Here is a 306-nt window from a genome sequence, read left to right as displayed (position 1 = left end):
GGCGCTTTTAATCGGGAGGAACTTATCGTCGATGCTCAGTTCCTTATAGACCGCCTTCATCACGCGCTGGGAGTCATCGGTATCATATATGGTAAAGCTGCGGGGATAGCCGATGGATTCTGCCCAGCGGCGCAGGATGCGCACACAGGCCGAGTGGAAGGTGGAGGCAAACACCTCGTCTCCCTCTTCGCCGCCCAGCATATTGCGCAGGCGCTCCTTGAGCTCCACTGCCGCCTTGTTGGTAAAGGTGATGGCCATCACGTTCCAACTGCGAACAGCATTTTGCCGCAGCATCCCGTCCAGCCA

The 306-nt window shown here is 57.5% G+C and carries 1 protein-coding gene; it reads right to left on the bottom strand.

The window, feature by feature from the left end; translation table 11 throughout:
- The coding region (locus P0G09_RS18065; RefSeq protein WP_275253360.1) for a UvrD-helicase domain-containing protein at positions 1 to 306 on the bottom strand (306 nt) is incomplete at both ends.

It is taken from the genome of Faecalibacterium sp. DFI.5.82 (genome assembly GCF_029076575.1).
Classification (GTDB): Bacteria; Bacillota; Clostridia; order Oscillospirales; family Ruminococcaceae; genus Faecalibacterium; species Faecalibacterium duncaniae.
The sequence above is the reverse complement of the archived record's forward strand: the minus strand, read 5'-3'. Positions and strand labels throughout refer to the sequence as shown.